Genomic DNA, 14,918 nt, shown 5'->3' with positions numbered 1-14,918 from the left:
TATGCGCCCTTTTAAATCCTATGCTGGGACATCTCGCGAAAGCGTGGATGAGTGCGTAGATCTTGCAGGATCAATGAGAATTTAATTTCTCTGAGTAAATATATGAGCATCGAACAGTTAAGAAATATAGCGATTATCGCGCACGTTGACCATGGTAAAACAACACTGGTTGACAAACTACTTGAGCAATCAGGTACATTAGAAACACGCGGCGGTAACGAAGAGCGCGTGATGGACTCAAACGACATTGAGAAAGAACGTGGTATTACCATTTTGGCTAAAAACACAGCCATTTCTTGGAATGACTACCATATCAATATCGTAGATACCCCGGGACACGCCGATTTCGGTGGTGAAGTTGAACGCGTACTTTCGATGGCTGACTCAGTATTATTACTTGTTGATGCTCAAGAAGGTCCAATGCCGCAAACGCGTTTCGTTACGCAAAAAGCATTCGCGCAAGGCTTAAAGCCAATCGTCGTTATCAATAAAATTGATAAGCCAGGCGCTCGTCCAGATTGGGTTATGGATCAAATCTTTGATTTATTCGACAACCTTGGCGCGACTGACGAACAGTTAGACTTTAAAGTAATCTACGCTTCAGCAATCAACGGTTGGGCAACACTAGATTTAGACGAACCATCAGACAACATGGAACCTATGTTCAAGATGATCGTTGAAGAAGTATCACCACCGGATGCAGATCCTGAAGGTGACTTCCAAATGCAAATTTCTCAACTAGATTACAACTCTTATGTTGGTGTAGTTGGTATTGGTCGTATTAAACGTGGTTCTGTTGCTCCTAACCAACAAGTTACTATTATCAGTGCTGATGGCACTACACGTAATGGTAAAATTGGTGCAGTACAAAGCTACCTAGGTCTTGAGCGTATCGAAACTGATAGAGCTTACGCTGGTAACATCGTAACTGTAACAGGTATTGGTGAGCTTAAGATTTCTGACACAGTTTGTTTCCCAGGAAACGTTGAAGCATTACCACCACTAAGTGTTGATGAGCCAACTGTAACAATGACATTCTCTGTAAATAACTCACCTTTCTGTGGTAAAGAAGGTAAGTTTGTAACGTCACGTAATATCCGTGAGCGTTTAGACAAAGAATTAGTACACAACGTAGCACTTCGCGTTGAAGATACTGCTAGCCCAGATAGCTTCCGTGTTTCTGGTCGTGGTGAATTACACCTAGGTATCTTAATCGAAAACATGCGTCGTGAAGGTTACGAGCTTTCAGTTTCTCGTCCAGAAGTTATCTTACGTACTGTAGATGGCGTTCTAGAAGAACCGTTTGAAACAGTGACTATTGACTGTCAAGAAGAGCATCAAGGTTCTGTTATGGAACAAGTTGGCCTACGTAAAGGTGAACTTACTAACATGACTCCAGATGGCAAAGGCCGTATGCGTTTAGACTTCATGATCCCAAGCCGTGGTTTAATTGGTTTCCAAACTGATTTCATGACGCTTACTTCGGGTTCTGGTCTTATGTACCATACGTTCGATCATTATGGTCCTCATAAAGGTGGCGCTATCGGTGTTCGTAAGAACGGCGTAATGATTGCAAACGCAACTGGTAAAGCACTTACTAACGCATTATTCAACTTACAAGAGCGCGGCCGTTTATTCATCGGTCACGGTGTTGAAGTATACGAAGGTATGGTTATCGGTATTCATAACCGTGATAACGACCTTACAGTTAACGCCCTTAAAGGTAAGCAGTTAACTAACGTACGTGCATCTGGTACTGATGAAGCGCAAACGCTTTCTCCGCACCTTAACTACTCACTTGAGCAAGCGCTTGAGTTCATCGATGATGACGAGCTAGTTGAAGTTACTCCACTAAACATTCGTATCCGTAAGAAACACCTTACAGAAAACGAACGTAAACGTGCGGGTCGTGCACCTAAGTCATAATCTATTAATTTAGAATAATGATTTTAAAAGCCGCTGTATTGCAAAATACAGCGGCTTTTTTGTGGATGAAAATAAGAGCTGTTAGCTATAGTTGTTAGTTGAAAGTATTTAGTTCAAAATTATATGACTACTGTTTTGAGATGAAATTTCCATAAATATATTTACCTCTAAAAGCGCAGCGCCTCTTAACCTCTTTGTGAATAATTTACTTAAAGATCTTTTGCACAAGGAGAAGGGAATGAGAAGAGAAAGAGAGAGCTGAAACAGCTGATAATGCGAAGTATCAGTGTTTTTTGGTGGGCTTTTTTCGTTGGGTTTAGCTTCGCTCAACCCAACATACGTGTTCAATTATTTTATTGGTAGCTACTTACTTTTTAGGGAGTAGGGTTATTTTGCCAAATACGTCGGCATCTATAAAACCACGATTTCTGTCGCCATTTACCGGCTGTACTTCATGTGAGCCCATAAAGTGCTCGCGCACGTCACTGCCATCGTTATCGCAATACGCTAACATAAAGCCGATCACTTGCTTTTCGCTAAGTGTAAGTGGGGTGTTTTTAGCACCTTCTTTATAATCATTAGGGTAGAGTTTTATTGCTACTTCCCACGTAATGTTAAAAGGTGCGGTGGTGTTGCGCTTCCAGTTACTGACTAGGTGGTCGGTGTACAAATGGGCTTTTTTATCAGGTCCGTAATCGGCAGCTTGGTTATCAAGGCCAATATGGTACGCCAATGCGGTGTGATTAAATTGATGATTACCGCCCGATGCATCGCTATCAATAAATACTTCAAGCGCATCGTCATCCCAATATTTATAGGTTGGATCTGCGTGTGTATCTATTAGAACATCATCCACAATATCGGCTTGTAGGTATAAATAGTTTTGATCCCACAATAAACGATAACGCCCTTTAAAGTCGGCATCGTTTGATGGCGGTGTGCCATCCATTAGATAAGGCATGTCGTGCCAAGCGGCTTTATCCCATGCGCTTTCTGATACGCCATCAATAGTAATTGGAGTTGATGTATGTTCAACATCAATAGCCATTGCTGGCGTGCTTAATAAAAAGCTTAAGGCGAGTGCTAATTTCTTCATTAATCTCTCAATTTTATTGTCGATTTGTCTTAATGTAATAACAATCTTAAAACAGCTAAGTGAATAGTTACAGTGAAATACTTTCGCCTTCGTTTAAAATATACAACGGCACTTTTGAATCCATTTTATTGTACATATGCAATAAGCGAAGTAAGGCTGAATGACTGCTGTGGTCGCCCATTTTCCAACTTGAGTTACCGTATCCCCACGGTATCATTACTTTACAATTAAGCTCTTGTGCTGCGTTGAGCGCGTCTTCTGGTGTGGTGTGAACGTAACAATAAAATTTACCACTTTCTTTACTGTAGTAAGAAGCGATTGGGATTAAGCATACATCTATATCGCCATATTTTTGCTGTATGTCTTTAAAGTGTTTTGAGTAGCCTGTATCGCCTGCAAAAAATAAGGTGCTACCGTTTTGTTCAAGCAGCCAGCCATTCCATAAGTCTTTATTGTTATCTTCGTAAATAAAGGGCACCAATACACGAGCGCTAAAATGATGAGCTGGCACGGCGTTAATAGCTAAGTCGTCAATGTTGGTTGTTGAGTACCATGGCATTTCGGTAATGTTAAAACCGCCGGTAGGGAAGTTGTCGGCCATACCGAGTGGTGTTAAATAGCGAGGTTTATTGCCAATGCTTTGTATGTCGGCTTTATTAAAATGATCGTAATGAATATGCGAATACATTACCGCATCAATATTTTCGAGTTCTTGCTCACTAGGCCAAGCGCCTGCTTTACGATAAATGCCACCGCCGAGTTTAAAGCCAAGTGCGACTGGAGAATCAAACTGATTTTTTACCGGATCAAACAGCACACTTTGACCATTTGGAGTGTTAATAACAAAACTAGCGTGACCAAGCCAGCGTACGGTATAGCCAGTGCTAAGTTGTGGTTTAGTTTGCTGGCCTTGGTACTGGCAGTTTTCGCTGCCGGTTTTGCATAGTAAGTCTGGGTGAGCTGGGTAGCAGTTTTCAGTACAGGTAGTGGGATATGTTTTTTCACCTGTGTATAAATTTTTATAACGGTCGTTCTTATCATTAATCACAACAACTGAGTCAGAGCTGGTAATACGATTAATATTATTAGGTGCACCGCAGGCCGTTAACATACATAAGAGCATTGCTGCGATTAAAAAGCGTATCATTGTAAATCCCTTTTAGTATTCCCTTTAACATAAAAAAGCCTGCAATTAAGCAGGCTTGTTAAAGTAACAAATGATTAGCCAGCGCTATTCATTTGTTCAATAAATTTATTTGAATCGGCAATCGATTTGTTCATGTCGTTCATCAACAATTGAATATCGCGTTTAAGGTTAGTGAATTCACCTTTAATAGCCGATACCGCTTGTGCATTTAAGTTATGCTTTAAGTATAAAACGTTATCATGAAGCGAGGTTAATACTGGCTCCATTTTACTCTCTGCGCTGCGCATTGAGCGTAATAGCTGATCAAATTGACGCTTAGTCGCGGTTAGCTTTTTGCTGCTTTCACGCTTAAGTGATGCGCTCTTGTATTGCTCTAGCTCATCGCTCCACTCATCAAATAGCGCTTCTGCCACGTCTTCTACTTTATTGATGTTAGTTGACACTTCGTTAGCGGCTTTTAAGCTCGACTCGTAATCGTCGTTTAACTGATTATAAGTGTCTTGTAGTTCGCCACCATTAAAATCAATTAGAGTAGTTAAGCGCTCTAGTGCCGATTTAAATTCTTCTTGTGACTCTTGCTGCGAGTCTTTGGTTTCTTCTACGCGGTCAATTAGAATATCGCGTTTGTGAACACCCACTTTTTCCATCGCAGAATAATAAGCTGATTGGCAGCCAGTTAAAGTAAGTGTTACTACAAGCATTGAAACACTGAGTAATGTTTGTTTTTTCATTTGAATTCCTGTTTACGAGCGTTAGTGCTGTAAATTATGGCGCTGATTGTTATTATAATCAAAACTATATAAGCACAAGTCAATTGTATGAATGATAAGCTCTCACATTACAAACAGCAAGTTAACTCCTTTATACGCCAGCAGCCTGGTTGGTGGATGCAGTATTTTAATCGTTGTATAGACGATCAAATAACGGTTAATGCAGGTTACCTTGCTTACGTAACCCTTCTTTCTTTAGTGCCATTAATTGCGGTGGGTGTTGCTATATTTTCAGCTTTTCCGGGCTTTGAATCTACTCGCATGGAAATTGAGAGCTTTTTGTTTACCAACTTTGTCCCTACCTCTACCGATGTTATTAGAGAGCACATTAGCTCCTTTGCCGGTAACGCTAATCAAATGACGGCGGTAGGTATTGGCTTTTTAGCTGCAATAGCCTTGCTGTTAATACGTAATGTAGATGCCACACTAAATCGAATTTGGCGAATTAAGAAAAAACGCCCAATGATGATCTCATTTGCTGTGTACTGGATGGTTTTGAGCTTAGGGCCTGTATTACTCGGCGCGAGTATTGGTGTTACCTCTTATATTGTATCTTTGGTGTCGTTTGCTGATCAGGGTATTCCTGGGTTTAGCGGGTTTTTGTTAAAGTTATTGCCGTATGGAATTTCGATGGTGGGCTTTATTATGCTCTACACCTTAGTGCCTAATACGCGTGTATCGTTCAGAGCGGCAATACCTGGCGCTTTTTTTGCGGCACTTTTATTTGAGCTGACTAAAAAAGGGTTTGCACTTTATATTAGCCATTTTCCTTCGTACGAAGTTATTTACGGCGCAGTAGCAACCATTCCTATTTTGTTTGTATGGGTGTATTTGTCGTGGGTCGTTGTTTTGCTTGGCGCTGAATTTACTGCGTGTATTAGCCCAAATGATATTCCAGAAACACCAGAACTTGAACTAGAAGATGATGAACCAGCAGTAAAGGACACAGTTTAAATGCAAGGTTTAATACAACGCGTAAAGCATGCCAAAGTAGAAATTAACAACCAAGTAGTAGGTGAAATTAGCCAAGGTATATTGTTGTTGCTGGGCGTTGAAAAGTACGACGATACGCAAACGGCCGATAAGCTTTTACACAAGGTAAGTAATTATCGTATTTTTACTGACGAAAACGACAAAATGAACTTAAGCCTTAAAGATATTAAAGGTGAGTTACTGGTGGTTTCGCAATTTACGCTAGCGGCTGATACTAAAAAGGGTATGCGCCCTAGCTTTTCATCTGCGGCAACGCCAAGCCAAGCTAATGAGCTTTACGAGTACTTTGTTGCTCAAGCTAAAGAGTTGGGGCTTACAATAGCCACCGGTGAGTTTGGTGCCGATATGCAAGTAAGCTTGTGTAACGATGGGCCCGTGACGTTTAACTTATCTGTTTAAACTTTTTTAGTAACCACGACAATATGATTTACATAGCCCGTAATTTTTTGCGGGCTAATGTTACAACCAAATACATCGAGTAATAGCTGTTGAAGTTGCTTTAATTGCGACTCATGCTGCGATAAAAAGTTAATAAATAGCACACCATTGTTATTTAAAGCCGAGTAAATTTTTTTATAAAATGCCTCTTCAAATAAAAATCGAGGTGCATCTATCTGGCTAAACAAATCTAAAATAATCCAATCAATATTTTGCGCACTTTTTAAAATCTGTTGCGCATCGGCGCAAAGCAGTTGCTCATTTTTATTTGACGAAAAAAATTGGGTATAGCAATCAATAATATCGGCGTTTTTTTCAACCGATGTTATTTGTGCTTTAGGGTATTTGTGTTGTAAATAATTACGAATAGCACCGCCGCCAAGGCCAAGTTCTAACACTTTTTGTGGCGGCTTAAGAGCCTGCCAATGCTTACCTAGGCATAATAAATGCGGAAAAAGTAATAAATCCGGGTTATTTAAATCAATAACAGACTGAAGAGTGTCGTTAATAAGTAACCAGCGTAACTGCTCGTGCTCACGTACTTGAATGTGATCGCCACTGTATTTATGCCAATAGATTAACTGACCAACGCTGTGGCTATTTTCAATAAATTGATCGCCCAGCAAACCCGTCAGTGAATTTATATAATTGATTTTTTCAGTCATATTCTCAGCATAAACTAGCAACGTTAAAGCGCAATGGCCTTTGCCATTATTTTTTACGTTATTTTACAGCCATCACCAAAGTCGTATTTGCAGTTTTTTTAAGATGGAGTATGGTATTTGCCATAAATAATACCAACGGACTTAATTATTTAAGCTTTTTAGTTTGGTAGATAATCAATACTATTAGTATAGCGCCGTAGCCTTTTTTGACTTTTATTTACGGCTTATATAACAACAGGAGTATGTATGTTTCAGGTAAGCACCCCACAAAGTAGCGAAGATTGGCAAGCGTATTACCAATTGCGTTGGCAGGTATTACGCGCGCCTTGGGGCGAGCCACGTGGCTCTGAACAAGACGATATGGAACAAGACTCTGAGCACCGCTTTATAAAAAATAAAGAAGGCGAAGTACTAGGTGTAGCACGTTTGCACTTTAACAATCATGAGCAAGCACAAGTGCGCTATATGGCGGTTGCAGAGGGTAATCGTAACCAGCATATTGGTAGTCGCTTACTGCACGAGCTTGAAAAAATTGCATGGGTTCAAAACGCAGGTGAGCTTGTATTGTTTGCACGCGAACGAGCGCTTGAATTTTATAAACGCCACGGTTACGAATTAAAAGAAAAAGCGCACTTAGCGTATGGCGATGTTCAACACTTTAAAATGGTAAAGCAAAAACCGTCTGAGCCAGGTTGGTTTCGTCACCCTAATTGGACGCAAGTACTACAAAATACGTGGCGTGAGTCTATTCCAATTAGTGACGCGATGGGTATTAAGGTAGAAAGCTATACCGATTGGCAATTTACAACCAGCGCCGACCTAGACGCTAATTTAAACCTACATAACACTATGTTTGCAGGTTCTATTTATAGCTTGGCCACGCTAACAGGTTGGGGCGCTACGTACTTAGCACTTAAAGAAGCTGGGCTTGAAGGTAATATTGTATTAGCCGATGCTAACATTAAGTACTTAAAACCGCTTACTACCGACCCACGTGGTTGTGTTGATATACAAACCTGTAAGGGCAAGTTAAGCGATTTAGAAACCGACGGTAAAGCAAGTTACGTAGTGCCTGTAACTATTTACGATGGTGATAACGTGGTTGCAGAATTTGAAGGGCAGTTTGTAGTAAAAAAATAACTGTTTAGCTGTTCTAAACACAAAAAAGCCAAGCAATGCTTGGCTTTTTTGTGCGTAAAACTTAGAAAAGTATCACAGCAGATCGGTTAATAATATACCGACACCAATACGTTCTACATCCGCATTGTAATCAATTAAGCTTTCGCCATAACCGTTAAAGTATTGTGCATAACCACGAACGCGACCCCATAAAGGAAACGACCAGTCGAGTTGAATTGCACCACGATTATCTGAATTTAAATTGTTACGTGTCATAAAGCTAAATTCATGGTCATGAAAACGATACGCGCCGCTAAACTCAAAGTAACCCATGTATTTATATATGTCTGGGTTGTCGTCGCCATTGGCTTCTAAAATATCTTCTTTTTCGTCCTCAGCTATTCGGTACCAAGGTTTAAAGCTAAAAACAAAGCCTCTGTTTTCCCAGATAAAGTCTGCATAAATACGGTTCCACGAACGTGAGTTTGGTTGGCTTCGACCATTTGATTGATGCGAAATACCTAATGCGATTGCCATTTCGTCGCCCCATAATACGTTTTCTGGGTCGAGGTAATTTATCCAAAATATCTCTGGTTCGTAGTTTGTTTCACGAAATGGAGAAGAAATTTCTGAGTTATAAATTTGCCAATATGATTGCAGTGTAAAGCCAAAAAATATGGCTTGGTCTTTATCCGAAAAATCATCGTAAAGAGGCACTTTTATCGATAGCTGATATTTTGCTTCTAGGTTGTCGAGCGGTTCGCCGTCGTTATCATCTGTTAGTGCATCAAAACCATCAAAAGGGCGATCGTTTGGGTGTGATACGTACGAAAGCGGTAAAATATAGTTACGCTTATGTGGCGTAATTACATTTCTATTTTTTTTACCTACTTCTTCACGAGCTTGGCGTTTATCAAGCGCGGTAAGTTGTTTATTTTCTTCAAGAGCTGAACACTTTTTACGAAGGTCGTCTAATGTCTGTTTACCATCCCCGCCAATTACCTCATTTAAAATACACTGTTTTACAAGCTCGATGTCGTTATCTTGCTCGTTTGTAGCAACTTCTTCTTGTGCGAAGGTAGCGGTACTAATTAAAGCAGAAAGAGTTATCCAGTGGCGCCAGCTCATTGTAATTCCTTGTGAGTTTGGGTTGTTGTATGCGTTAATTTAATTATAACGTCTTTTTACATATGTAACGGTGAACTTTTACTGAATTTGCATTTATAACAAGTTTTATACGTATACAAAGTAAGTATAGATCAAAAGAAAAGCGGCCTAAGCCGCTTTTCTAATGCAAATTAACTTTTTTAGTTAATTTATACCAATTTTATTAAAAACATGATCATTCTAGCGTATTAAATAACTCACTAACTACGTTAAAAATTATTTATATAGAACAACTATGTACCATAATTTTAGCCTTGTTATTAAGCTATTTTCTTATCGCTATAATAGATCACTAATTTAATGCAATTGGTATTACTCTCACGCAATGAGAAGGGTGAGCTAAAGCTCAAATATGTTAGTAAAAAACTTATAAAGCTCGGTACCTTGATTAACACTCGCTGAGGCAAAGTGCAAAATAGCAATTGCATCGCAATCAAGAGTAAGTGTTTGCAGTGGTTGCTCACTTAAGTAGCGCTCCATGCGTAAAATATTGGCAATAGGCTCACCAGCTTTAATGTGCCCGCCAAGTGGGGCTAAGTATTCAACCATGCCGCCAATAGGGGCATAATAGGCAAAGTAGTCATCTAAATTACATGCATAACGAGTGATATTAGCTGGCGTATGCGGTGCGTTTTGTAATACGCCTTTGTGATTTAAGTAACTTAAAATGCTGTTTGCATCGTTTAATGCTTCTTTTAAGTCTATTTTTTCTTGGCTGCCTAGCTCTACAGTAAATGCTTCTACAGGTATTGATAATTCGCGACCTTGTCCGCTAAGTGCATCACTTAAATGCCACCATGGGCAAAAGTTAGCTTCATCCATAGCGCCGTCAAAATCACTAGGAATAAGCAATACATGTTCAATATTAAAGTAACGTGCGCTGTCGGTTGCATAGCTTGGGCAGTACAGATGCTTGCTTGAAATAGGGCCTGTGTGTAAATCGAGTACTATATCAGCCTGATGAGCGAGCTTTTGTAAGTTAAGCGCAATGCGTTTACCCGTATTAAGTAAATAAGCCGGGCCGTTAAGCTTGCTGTCTACTTCGTCAATAAGTGCCTGTTTGAAGTTACTTTTTAATGTAGCGTCGTCATACTGAGTATGATTTTGTGCAAACTGTGCCACTAAATTTTTATTGTAGTGATACATGCGATTCCAATTAGTGCCCGTAATCGGATCGAACCTGCCAAGGGTAAACTCGCCAGATTTTTGATTACAACCAATCGGATTTGCATAAGGTACAAGGGTAATATCGCCACTAAGGTTAAGGTGTTTTAATTGCTCAAGCAGCTGAAAAATAACTGCGTTACCTTGCACTTCAGCGCCATGCATATTGGCCTGAATGTAAACACTTGGCCCTGTGCCATCGCCTTTTAAACGATACACAGGAATTGTAAGCGGTAAGCCGTTTGCAACTTCCCCTACTACAATGTTCTCTTGGCTAATGTGTGTTGTATTACTCATACTTGTTACCTTAAATAATGGCTGGCATTTTCGGCTTGGCGAACACAGGTAAGTGTACCGTTTTGCAAGGTGTACTCAGCAGCTAGCTCATGGCATAAAAAATACGGCATACTTTCGGTAAAGCCGTAAGCACCGCATTGGCTAAACACTAGCCAGTCGTGCTCATTTAAATCGCTTGGTAAGTTATGTTCACCCAAGCAATCAAGCGCTGTACAAAGTGGGCCGTATAAAGTGACCGCTTGAGTTTTAGCACTGGATTCACGCAGTAATGCAGCAGGAAAGTCTTGGCTGGTAACAGCAGGGCGTAATAAGTGATTTATACCGCCGCTTAAAATTACTTGTTCTTGATTGTAGTTTTGTTTGCGCTCTACTACTGGGTTTGCGTAATGACCGCATTCGCCAACGGCATAGCGACCAAGTTCCATCCATAATTCTTCTACACCCGCATCATTTTTAATTTTAGCGAGCGCAGCAATTAAGTCATCCCAATCAAGTGTTGCTTCGTTTTGTGTATAAGGAATACCTAAGCCGCCGCCTAAATCGAGAATCTTAAGGCTAATATTTAAATCGCTGGCAAGTTGGCTAAGAGGTGCAATCATTTGTGACCACAAGTCGCTTAGTTTTTGCGTGCTAAGCATGTTGCCCCACTGAAAAATATGCAGGCCGTCAAATTTAAGCGCAGGGTAGTCAGCTACATTGAGTGCTTGCCACTCATCACAGCCCAAACCAAATGGCGTAAGGCTGTCGCCGCCCAGTGGGTTTTTTTCACCTTCAGGCCAGCGTAATTGTACACGCAGTAATACTTGTAACTGCGTGTTTTGTAGTTGTGCTTGTTGGTTTAACCAACGTACTTGATTGAGGCTTTCTGCTACGAATATACGCACGCCGCGCTCAATAAAGTGTTTTATTTGTTTAGGGCTTTTTGCGGGCCCTGTGTTGAGCACGCGCTGCGAGCTAATACCTTGTGCTAGTACTTGCTCAAGCTCACCTTTACTTGCTACGTCAAAATTAAAGCCAGCACTGTCTAAGCTTTGAATAATTTTAGACAGTGGGTTTGCTTTTACCGCGTACCACAGTTTTACATCGGTTTGCGCAACTAAACGCGCAAGATGCGTGTTTAGTTGATCTAAATCGTAAACAAAAAAAGGTGTATCAATTTGTTGTGTAATAGTATTTACAGCGGTTTTGATATGCGTGCTCAAAAAGCTCATTATCGTAAAACCTCTTCAAGCAATAACGATGCATCGCTTTTCTCGTCGCGGTATTTAACTATTAACGCACACGACATGCTTAGGCCTTGCTCGCGCGCCCATTCGTTTGACGCAGGGCGAGAGCCCGGTATTACAATCGCGTACTCTGGGATTGGCTCGCCTTTATCAAGTTGGCGCTCGTTTACGCAGTCGTATACTGGAATAGTTGCTGATAAACGCACGCCAGGGGCAAGTACTGCGCCTTTTTTAATGACTACGCCTTCAACAATAACACAGCCTGCACCAATAAATGCGTCATCTTCAACCACTACTGGGCTTGCACCAATTGGCTCAAGCACGCCACCAAGCTGAACTGCAGCGCTTAAATGTACGTTTTTACCTACTTGTGCACAAGAACCCACCAATGCGTGGCTATCTACCATTGTGCCTTCGTCGATATATGCACCAATGTTTACATACGCTGGTGGCATAATAATCGTGCCTTTAGCAACATAAGCACCACGGCGAACACTTGAGCCACCTGGTACCATACGAACGCCATCATCAGTACTAAATTCTTGCGGAGCTAGGTTATGTTTATCAACAAAGCCGCCTGCAAACTCAGTATTAGTGCCATTTTTAAAGGCTTCTAAAATGCCTTGCTTTACTTCTACGTTAGCTTGCCATTGGCCGCTTTCGTTTTGTGATGCTGCGCGTACTGCGCCCGATTCTAAATTATTTAATAGTTCTAACCAGCTCATTATAAAAACCTGTATTTAATGCCAAGATAAAATGGTGTTGTTTGCAGTTGTGATGCAATCGGTTTGAGTTAACTCAAGATGTGTTAAAGGTGGACGAAGTTGCGGGCTGCTTAAGCGGCCTTGCAAATGCATCAGTACCTTTACGGGAATAGGGTTTGCGACAGCAAATAGGCTATTAATAGCGCTTGACCACTGGGCAAATAAATTAGGGTGTTGACCACTTAAACTGCGCTTAACAAACTCGTGAGTTTGTTCAGGCCATGCGTTTGCAGCTACCGACACCAAACCTCTTGCGCCAGCTTGAGCAAAATAAGGCATTAGCGCATCGTCGCCACTAAAAATAGCTAAATTAGGCGCCGCTTGGCGGTAAGCTTCAAACTGAGCAATACTACCGCTCGCTTCTTTTAACGCCCATAAGTTTTTATTGTTTTGTAAGTTTTGAATTGTTGCCGCTGGGATGCTAACAGCGCTTCGACCTGGTACGTTATAAAGCATACATGGGTGAGCGCTTGCATTTAGTAGGCTTTCAAACCAATGAGTTTGACCTACAGCGCCAGGCTTTGCATAAAGCGGTGAGCCAAGTAAAAAGCTATGAATTGGGAGTGTATTACAGTAGTTAACCCACTCAATTTGTTGCTTTAAGTTACTACCGCCCACAGCTACCATGAGTGGTACTGTTGGTTTTAGCTGGCATACGTGCTCAACAATGGCTTGTTGTTCTTTTAGCGTTAGTGCTAAACCTTCGCCCGTACTGCCAAGTAGCAAAATACCGTTATGTGCCGCTTCTTGATCACTAACCAGCTTAGTTAACGTGTTGTAGTCAACATCGCCGTGTTGATCAAATGGCGTAACGAGCGCGGTCCACAGTGAGTAGTCGTTTAAATTGAAGTTGTTGATCATCTCTCACGAACTTATAATTTGTACCAATTTTATTAAAAACGTGATCATTTTAGCGATAACTAATTTAATGCAATTGGTATTATTCGAAGAGTTAAAAAGCTTTATGGAAGGAGCCGCATTAACGTCGTTCGAACTAATAATTCGAAGAGCGAATGGGCTTAAAATAATAGGGCGCACGGCCTTAATATTTAAGACCAGAAGCTCTCCACCAAACTAACAAGCTGCTTTTTATAAGCAGCTATTGGTGACAGTCGCTAGGGTTCAACCTAGTCGCCCGAAATAAACACCTCGCAAAAGTGGTTACTTCTCGGCGTTAATTCCCCTCACGTATGCTTACTGGAGTTTGCGCTCCTAACATACGCTACCTGAATAACGCACCTCTTCTAGCCCTTTGCACCTGTTTGTAGGGTAAAACTTACAAACCTGTGCAATTTAAATAGGGTAATTACGGCGATTAAAGCATTTTAGCCGTCTAGGTGTCAAGCGACTAAATACAGATTAATTCATCGAAAAGAGGGGTGGTTACGTATTAGGTGCTTTTCTCGTACACTAGCAATATAAGTAGTGAGGTATTTAATTAGTATGGAAAAATTTAGCGATATTTATAAGCGAGCGGTAGAGCGAAAAGGCTCTGAAAAAATGCTTAAGTTATTACTTGCAAAACCGCTATCTAAAAAACAACTAAGCACGTTAAGTGACGACGATTGGCTTGAAGAATTTACTCGAAAAGTATTTCAAAGCGGCTTTTATTGGTCAGTCATAAATAATAAGTGGGCAGGCTTTAGAGAGGTTTTTTGGGATTTTAGCGTTGATAAGTTATTAATGATGCCACCCGATATGCTGGAACAAAAAGCAACGGATGAGCGCATTGTTCGTAACTATAAAAAAGTAAAAACAATTACCGAAAATGCTTACATGATCCACGAAATAGCAGGGGAACATGGCAGTTTTAGTCAGTTTATCGCTAATTGGCCAACAGACGATATTATTGGTTTGTGGGCGTATTTAAAAAAACATGGTTCGCGTTTAGGCGGAAATACAGGGCCTTACGCGTTGCGAGCACTTGGTAAAGATACATTTTTACTATCACGCGATGTAGAGAATTATTTGCGTGCCCATAAAATTATAGACGGCGGCTTACAAACTAAAAAGTCACTAAATGCAGCCCAAGCTTTTTTTAACGAAATGCAAAAGCAAAGCGGCTTAAGTATGCAAGAGTTAAGCTTAATTGTTGCTTATGGCGTAGGTGACAACCGTGTTGGTATAAATCAGCAATAATAGGAAT

At 40.7% G+C, this 14,918-nt stretch carries 14 protein-coding genes and 1 riboswitch; of the genes, 5 read left to right on the top strand and 9 right to left on the bottom strand.

The annotated features are described in order from the left end of the window. Window positions 1-102 precede the first annotated feature (102 nt). Window positions 103-1,926: a translational GTPase TypA gene (typA, locus tag QT16_RS12930; RefSeq protein WP_002961123.1), complete on the top strand. Its 1,824-nt coding sequence runs from the start codon at window positions 103-105 to the stop codon at window positions 1,924-1,926. Between the two features lie 367 nt (window positions 1,927-2,293). Here typA and QT16_RS12925 read toward each other — a convergent pair whose 3' ends face one another. The 3 genes from QT16_RS12925 to QT16_RS12915 all read right to left on the bottom strand — a co-directional run bounded on the left by QT16_RS12925 (window position 2,294) and on the right by QT16_RS12915 (window position 4,900). Further along, the gene (locus QT16_RS12925) at window positions 2,294-3,022 is read right to left on the bottom strand and encodes a CBM9 family sugar-binding protein (RefSeq protein WP_039488633.1); all 729 of its coding nucleotides are present in this window, start codon (window positions 3,020-3,022) and stop codon (window positions 2,294-2,296) included. A gap of 67 nt (window positions 3,023-3,089) precedes the next feature. After that, on the bottom strand, window positions 3,090-4,169 hold the full coding sequence (locus QT16_RS12920; protein WP_052201184.1) for an MBL fold metallo-hydrolase: 1,080 nt from the start codon (window positions 4,167-4,169) through the stop codon (window positions 3,090-3,092). A 74-nt stretch (window positions 4,170-4,243) separates the two neighbouring features. After that, window positions 4,244-4,900: a DUF2959 domain-containing protein gene (locus tag QT16_RS12915; protein ID WP_039488632.1), complete on the bottom strand. Its 657-nt coding sequence runs from the start codon at window positions 4,898-4,900 to the stop codon at window positions 4,244-4,246. 87 nt (window positions 4,901-4,987) lie between these two features. Between QT16_RS12915 and QT16_RS12910 the strand changes: the two genes are divergently transcribed. Continuing rightward, entirely contained in the window at window positions 4,988-5,893 is a 906-nt protein-coding gene (locus QT16_RS12910) for a virulence factor BrkB family protein (RefSeq protein ID WP_039488631.1), read from the top strand. Beyond that, on the top strand, window positions 5,894-6,331 hold the full coding sequence (gene dtd / locus QT16_RS12905; protein WP_039488630.1) for a D-aminoacyl-tRNA deacylase: 438 nt from the start codon (window positions 5,894-5,896) through the stop codon (window positions 6,329-6,331). It begins immediately after the preceding gene. Here the strand turns inward: dtd and QT16_RS12900 are convergent. Further along, window positions 6,328-7,035 (bottom strand): spermidine synthase, encoded by a 708-nt coding sequence (locus QT16_RS12900; RefSeq protein ID WP_039488629.1) that lies wholly within the window; start codon window positions 7,033-7,035, stop codon window positions 6,328-6,330. The genes dtd and QT16_RS12900 overlap by 4 nt on opposite strands. Window positions 7,036-7,281: 246 nt before the next feature. On the opposite strand from QT16_RS12900, the gene QT16_RS12895 reads away from it, so the two are divergent. Then, a complete protein-coding gene (locus QT16_RS12895; protein ID WP_002961136.1) occupies window positions 7,282-8,175 on the top strand; it encodes a bifunctional GNAT family N-acetyltransferase/hotdog fold thioesterase in 894 nt (297 codons plus the stop codon). A 72-nt stretch (window positions 8,176-8,247) separates the two neighbouring features. Here QT16_RS12895 and QT16_RS12890 read toward each other — a convergent pair whose 3' ends face one another. The 5 genes from QT16_RS12890 to dapA all read right to left on the bottom strand — a co-directional run bounded on the left by QT16_RS12890 (window position 8,248) and on the right by dapA (window position 13,633). Then, window positions 8,248-9,282 carry a phospholipase A gene (locus QT16_RS12890; RefSeq protein ID WP_002958796.1) on the bottom strand — a complete coding sequence of 345 codons (1,035 nt, stop codon included), beginning with the start codon at window positions 9,280-9,282 and terminating at the stop codon, window positions 8,248-8,250. 378 nt (window positions 9,283-9,660) lie between these two features. After that, window positions 9,661-10,782 (bottom strand): succinylglutamate desuccinylase/aspartoacylase family protein, encoded by a 1,122-nt coding sequence (locus QT16_RS12885; protein WP_039488628.1) that lies wholly within the window; start codon window positions 10,780-10,782, stop codon window positions 9,661-9,663. Between the two features lie 5 nt (window positions 10,783-10,787). Then, window positions 10,788-11,993, bottom strand: coding sequence for a PLP-dependent decarboxylase (locus QT16_RS12880; RefSeq protein ID WP_039488627.1), 1,206 nt, complete (start codon window positions 11,991-11,993; stop codon window positions 10,788-10,790). Beyond that, a complete protein-coding gene (locus tag QT16_RS12875; protein WP_039488626.1) occupies window positions 11,993-12,733 on the bottom strand; it encodes a 2,3,4,5-tetrahydropyridine-2,6-dicarboxylate N-succinyltransferase in 741 nt (246 codons plus the stop codon). Before QT16_RS12875 ends, QT16_RS12880 begins: the two co-directional genes overlap by 1 nt. Before the next feature lie 15 nt (window positions 12,734-12,748). Next, window positions 12,749-13,633, bottom strand: a complete 885-nt coding sequence (gene dapA / locus QT16_RS12870) for a 4-hydroxy-tetrahydrodipicolinate synthase (RefSeq protein WP_039488624.1) — start codon at window positions 13,631-13,633, stop codon at window positions 12,749-12,751. Window positions 13,634-13,823: 190 nt separating this feature from the next. Then, window positions 13,824-14,024: riboswitch (Lysine riboswitch) on the bottom strand. Window positions 14,025-14,215: 191 nt separating this feature from the next. On the opposite strand from dapA, the gene QT16_RS12865 reads away from it, so the two are divergent. Beyond that, complete coding sequence (locus QT16_RS12865) at window positions 14,216-14,911, top strand: DNA-3-methyladenine glycosylase I (protein WP_039488622.1); 696 nt, start codon at window positions 14,216-14,218, stop codon at window positions 14,909-14,911. Window positions 14,912-14,918 lie beyond the last annotated feature (7 nt).

The sequence above is a fragment of the Pseudoalteromonas distincta genome (assembly GCF_000814675.1).
Taxonomy (GTDB): domain Bacteria; phylum Pseudomonadota; class Gammaproteobacteria; order Enterobacterales; family Alteromonadaceae; genus Pseudoalteromonas; species Pseudoalteromonas distincta.
This window is presented reverse-complemented; position numbering and strand designations above follow the sequence as displayed.